Source organism: Paraburkholderia sp., assembly GCF_035501035.1.
GTDB lineage: Bacteria > Pseudomonadota > Gammaproteobacteria > Burkholderiales > Burkholderiaceae > Paraburkholderia.
Genome location: NZ_DATJWR010000027.1, coordinates 1 through 5,634 on the forward strand (window position 1 = coordinate 1; position 5,634 = coordinate 5,634).

Consider the following 5,634-nt stretch of genomic DNA (forward strand, 5'->3'; position numbering starts at 1 on the left):
GATCGGCTCGAACGGCCTTGCGAATCCGCGCGACTTCCTCACGCCGGTTGCCGCCTACGAAGACCGCGAAGGGCAGTTTGAATTGGTCACGAAGTTGAACGGCCAGCTCTGGCGCGCCGACATCGGCCACTCGCCGCTCGACGTGGTGGCGTGGCATGGCAACTACGCGCCCTACAAGTACGATCTGCGCCGCTTCAACACGATCGGCTCGATCAGCTACGACCACCCGGATCCGTCGATCTTCCTCGTGCTGCAGGCACCGACCGACACGCCGGGCGTCGATTCGATCGACTTCGTGATCTTCCCGCCGCGCTGGCTCGCGGCCGAGAACACGTTCCGCCCGCCCTGGTACCACCGCAACGTGGCGAGCGAGTTCATGGGTCTCGTGCACGGCGTCTACGACGCCAAGGCCGAAGGCTTCGTGCCGGGTGGCGCGAGCCTGCACAACTGCATGTCGGGCCACGGCCCCGACGCCGAGACCTTCGAAAAGGCCTCGAACGCCGATACGACGAAGCCCCACAAGGTGGCCGACACGATGGCCTTCATGTTCGAGACCCGTACGCTGATTCGCCCGACGCGCTTCGCGCTCGAAACGAGCCAGCTGCAGGCGCATTACTACGAGTGCTGGCAAGGTCTCACGAAACATTTCAATCCGGAGAAGCAATGAGCAGCACCATGACGGACGAACTCAAGGCGACGCTCGATCCGAAGCGCAAGAGCTGGATCGAGCCCGCGAACGACGCAACGTGCGATTTCCCGATCCAGAACCTGCCGTTCGGCGTGTTCAGCACGGCAAGCAACGGGGGCAATAGCGCGACGCCGCGCGTGGGCGTGGCGATCGGCGACGTCGTGGCCGATTTGGCCGTGCTGCACGAAGCCGGGTTGCTGCGTCTGCCCGCCAACGCGCCGCAGGACGTGTTCGCGCGCGCCGCACTGAACGACTTCATCGCACTCGGCCGCGATGTGTGGCGCAGCGTGCGCGTCCAGCTCTCGTCGCTGCTCGCACGCGAAACCGCCACGCTGCGCGACGACGCCGCGCTGCGCCAACGCGCCTTCGTGAAGCTCGCCGATGCAACGTTGCATCTGCCGGTGCAGATTCCCGGCTATACGGACTTCTACTCCTCGAAGGAACACGCGACGAACGTCGGCTCGATGTTTCGCGATCCGAAGAATGCGCTGCTGCCGAACTGGTCCGAGATGCCGATCGGCTATAACGGGCGCGCTTCGTCGGTGGTGGTGAGCGGCACGCCCGTGCGCCGCCCGAACGGCCAGTTGAAGCTGCCCGACCAGGAGCGGCCGGTGTTCGGCGCGTGCCGCAAGCTCGATATCGAGCTGGAGACGGGCTTCATCGTCGGGCGCGGCAATGCGCTCGGCGAGCCGATTGCGTGCGAAGACGCGGAAGCGCACATCTTCGGCATGGTGCTGCTCAACGACTGGAGCGCGCGCGACATCCAGCAATGGGAATACGTGCCGCTCGGGCCGTTCAACGCGAAGACGTTCGCCACCACGATCTCGCCGTGGGTCGTGACGCTCGACGCGCTGGAGCCGTTCCGCGTCGCGCAGCCCGTGCAGGAGCCGCAGCCGCTCGAGTACCTGCGCCACGCGGGCGACCACGCGTTCGACATCGCGCTCGAAGTGCTGCTGCGCCCCGAGGGCGCGAGCGAGGCGACGACGATCTCGCGCACGAATTTCCGCCACATGTACTGGTCGATGGCGCAGCAGCTCGCGCATCACACCGTGGCGGGCTGCAACACGCGCGTGGGCGACCTGATGGGCTCGGGCACGATCTCGGGCCCGACGCCGGATTCGTTCGGCAGCCTGCTCGAACTCACGTGGAATGCGAAGAACCCGCTCGAACTGAAGGGCGGCGGCTCGCGTGGCTTCATCGAAGACGGCGACGAGCTCACGCTCGCGGGCTGGTGCCAGGGCGATGGGTATCGCGTGGGCTTCGGCACCTGCGTCGGCAAGATCGTGCCGGCGCTGAAGTAAGCACGCTCAAGGCATGGCAAACAAAACGGCCGATGCGCTTCGAAGGCGCATCGACCGTTTTTCGTTCTTGAACGTGGTTCTCGAGCGCGCTTCCCGAACGTGCTACGCGCGCGCTTGCACGAGTCCGCGCGAGCGCTCCCAGCGCAGCGCGCCGAGAAACACCAGGGCGCCCGCGAACAGCACCCACAGCATCGCATCGCGTCCCGCGTGCTCCATCAGCGCGCCCGTGACGATCGGGCCGCCGAAGCTCGCCGCGCTCCACGAGGTGGAAACGAGCGCGCTCGCGGAAACGAGCGCGACACCCCCGAAGCGCTCGCCACACGCGACGATCGCGAGCGTATAGATCGAGCCCGCCGCCGCGCCCAGCACGAAAAGCATCGGCCAGCGCAGCCAGGACGTATCGACGGCGAAGGGCAGAAGCGGCAGCAGCAGCGCGACGATCACGCCCATGAGCGCATGCACGCGCTCGCGTCCAAGGCGGTCGGCGAGCCAGCCGATCGGGAACTGCATGGTCGTGTCGCCGAGCAGCACGACCGAGGCGAACAGCACGGCCACTTCGCTGTCGATGCCATGCCCCATCGCGAAGAGCGGCAGCAGCGAGAGGGCGAGCGTGTCGAACAGCGCGAAAAAGCCGGTGGCGATGATGAGCGCGGGCATTTTCGGCAGCACGTGGCGCCAGCTGCCGTGCGGCTCGTGCAGGTCGGTTTGCTGCGGAGTGGAGCGGATTGCCGCGAGCATCGGCAGCGCGACGAGGAAAATCGCGCCGCAGACCGCGAAGCGCCACGCCACATGGCTCGCGATCTGGCTCACGAGTACCGGCCCCGACATCTGGAACAACGTGAATGTGGTCGCGTAGATGCCGACTACGCGGCCGCGGTTCGAGTCGTCGGCGAGGTCGTTGACCCAGGCTTCGCCGATCGTGAAAAGCAGCATGAGCGCCGCGCCGCAGAGCATGCGCAGGAGCGCCCAGAGCCACAGGTTGGCGCTCGCCTGCATCAGCGCGGTCGCGACGGCCACGGTCAGCACCGAACCCACGATGACCTGGCGCGAGCCGAAGCGCGTGGAGATCCAGGCGGTGAGCGGCGCGACGGCGAGGCCGCCCAGCGCCTGCGCGGCCGTGAGCAGGCCGACGATGGCGGTGCCGTAGCCGGCGTCGGTGAGAGCGAGAGCGGTGAGCGGCAGCGTGGCTCCGGAGCCGAGGCCGACCACGGCCACGCTCAGGATCAACGCGAGGAAGTCGCGGGTGAGGACGGTTTTCATCGGGCGAGATGCTACTACGGCAGCATGCAACGCGCGGCGCGGCTGTGCTTCGCGCGGCTCAGGTGTGACTCAATGCGATGTACGCCTGACTGCGCATGCAGTCGCGCAGGTATGGGAGCGCATCGCAATGGATAGAAGCGCGTTGCAATGCATCGAAGCGCATTCAGGCGAATTCAGGCGAATCAGGCGAATCAGGCGAATCAGGCGCACCGAAGCGCATCACGCGCAAGAAGCCGGCCCCGCCACCGCCACGCGCCGGCGCGCGCGCCGGTCGATCTGCGCCGAAACGAGCGTGAGCGCGAGCGCCGCAAACGCCATCGCCACGCCCACCCACGGCAACGCCGTGAGCGGCGCGCCCGCGCTGATCGCCACGCCGCCAATCCACGCGCCGCCCGCGTTGCCGAGATTGAACGCGCCCTGATTGAGCGTGGAAGCGAGATTGGGCGCCTCGCTCGCGCGATTGACGATCAGGATTTGCAGCGGTGGCACGATCGCGAACGCGAGCACGCCCCAGACGAAGATCGTCGCCATGGCGGCGATCGCGTCGTGCATCGTCACCGAGAACACGGCGAGCACCACCGCGATCGAGGCGAGAAACGAGAGCAGCGAGCGCATGAGCTTCCAGTCGGCGAGCTTGCCGCCGAGCGTGCTGCCCACGGTGAGCCCGAGGCCGAACAACAGCAGCACGAAGGTGACTTCGTGCGGCGAGAAGCCCGTCACGTCTTCGAGAATCGGCGTGATGTAGGTGAACACCGCGAAGAGGCTCGCCGAGGCGAGCACGCTCATGCCGAGCACCATCAGCACCTGCGGGTTCTTCAGCACGCCGAATTCATGCACGAGGCTCGCCTTGTGCATCTCGATCTTCGCGGGCAGACACACCTGCAGCGCCGCCGCGGCGAGGATGCCGATGCCCGTCACGGCCCAGAACGTCGTGCGCCAGCCGGCGATCTGGCCGAGTGCGGTGCCGAGCGGCACGCCCAGCACGTTGGCGAGCGTGAGGCCCGTGAACATGAGCGCGATGGCCTGCGCGCGCCGGTTCGGCGCGACGAGCCCGGCCGCCACCACCGAGCCGATGCCGAAGAACGCGCCGTGGCAGAACGCGGTGACGATGCGCGCGGCCATCAGGATCGAATAGTTCGGCGCGAGCGCGCACAGCAGGTTGCCGACGATGAAGATGCCGATCAGGCGCATGAGCGCCGCTTTGCGCGGCACGTTGGCAACGGCGATGGCGACGATGGGCGCGCCGATCGTCACGCCGAGTGCGTAGGCCGAGACGAGCATGCCCGCCGCCGGAATCGAGACCGAGAGATCGCGCGCGACGTCGGGCAGCAAGCCCATGATGACGAATTCGGTGGTACCGATACCAAACGCGGCAACGGCGAGGGCGAGAAGGGGCAGGGGCATGGTGTGGGGTCGGCGCAGGACGGCGACCGGCGCAAGCCAGTAGCCGTGGTTATTAAGTCAACGCGGAATTGTACTGAAACCGGACGCGGCGCATGCGGCCCGCTTTTCGTCGCGACCGGAAAGCAACAGCTAGCCTCGCGGGCCGTTCTCCCTGGTGTGCATTTCTTGACGATTTCTTCAGGTTACGTGCATGGTGCGGCGCGCGCGCGGGCAGCACGATACCCACATGATCCAGCCCGCGACGAGAGTCGTCCGCTTTCCGGCCCGCCCGCCGGCGCCGCACCGCCTGGAGTCGTCCGCCCCGCGCATGGCGGAACCGAACATGCGCAACCTTCCTGGAGCGATGACATGAGCACGATGAACACCGTACGCATCGCGGTGGCCGCTGCGGCCGCCTTCTTCGCAGGTAGCGCGCTGGCACAGTCGCAGTCCGACGGCCAGGCGCAGGCCAGCACGCCACCGGCCGCGCAGGACGTGGGCGGCACGCCGATGTCGATGGGCGCTGCCGGCGGTCCGACCGCGCTCACGCACGCGCAGGTGTATCAGGATCTGCTGCGCTCCGAGCAGTCGGGCCAACAGAAGCAATTGAATGAAACGCTCTATCACGGCAACTGAGACGGCAACCGAAACGGCCAACCGAAACGGCCAACCGAAGCGCGCGCCCCAGGACGGCGACGCGACGCGCTGCGCGTGCACACCCCAGCCACTCAGCGCGTCGGGCCGCCGCCAATATGCTTTTCCATGAGCCGCATGCGCCCTGTTGGCCGCCAGGGCGCGAACCACGGGTTCGTGCGCAGCTCGCATAGCCGCGAGCTGCGCTCGGATAGCGCTGTTTCGAGCCAGTGGAACATCTCGTCGGGCTGCGCGAGGCGCGCGTAGGCCTCGGCGATGAGAAGTGGCGACGTATAGCGGCTGCGTCGCCGCGCGAGCAGCTCTTCGAGATACCAGCGCAACACCGCGTCATAGCCGCCGGCTTCCCAC

At 67.3% G+C, this 5,634-nt stretch carries 5 protein-coding genes and 1 pseudogene; 3 read left to right on the plus strand and 3 right to left on the minus strand.

The window, feature by feature from the left end; all coding sequences use genetic code 11:
* Nucleotides 1-667 (plus strand): homogentisate 1,2-dioxygenase domain-containing protein (locus VMJ11_RS01820; protein WP_325616334.1); only part of this gene is annotated, 667 nt, incomplete at its 5' end.
* Nucleotides 664-1,989 carry a fumarylacetoacetase gene (gene fahA / locus VMJ11_RS01825; protein WP_325616336.1) on the plus strand — a complete coding sequence of 442 codons (1,326 nt, stop codon included), beginning with the start codon at nucleotides 664-666 and terminating at the stop codon, nucleotides 1,987-1,989. The genes VMJ11_RS01820 and fahA, both read left to right, overlap by 4 nt.
* Before the next feature lie 102 nt (nucleotides 1,990-2,091).
* Here fahA and VMJ11_RS01830 read toward each other — a convergent pair whose 3' ends face one another.
* Both VMJ11_RS01830 and VMJ11_RS01835 read right to left on the minus strand, forming a co-directional pair.
* Nucleotides 2,092-3,249: an MFS transporter gene (locus VMJ11_RS01830; protein ID WP_325616338.1), complete on the minus strand. Its 1,158-nt coding sequence runs from the start codon at nucleotides 3,247-3,249 to the stop codon at nucleotides 2,092-2,094.
* Nucleotides 3,250-3,468: 219 nt separating this feature from the next.
* Nucleotides 3,469-4,653: an MFS transporter gene (locus VMJ11_RS01835; RefSeq protein WP_325616340.1), complete on the minus strand. Its 1,185-nt coding sequence runs from the start codon at nucleotides 4,651-4,653 to the stop codon at nucleotides 3,469-3,471.
* A gap of 348 nt (nucleotides 4,654-5,001) precedes the next feature.
* Between VMJ11_RS01835 and VMJ11_RS01840 the strand changes: the two genes are divergently transcribed.
* On the plus strand, nucleotides 5,002-5,268 hold the full coding sequence (locus VMJ11_RS01840) for a hypothetical protein (RefSeq protein ID WP_325616342.1): 267 nt from the start codon (nucleotides 5,002-5,004) through the stop codon (nucleotides 5,266-5,268).
* A 92-nt stretch (nucleotides 5,269-5,360) separates the two neighbouring features.
* Here the strand turns inward: VMJ11_RS01840 and VMJ11_RS01845 are convergent.
* Nucleotides 5,361-5,634 (minus strand): annotated as a pseudogene (locus VMJ11_RS01845) (proline/betaine transporter); the annotation flags it as partial.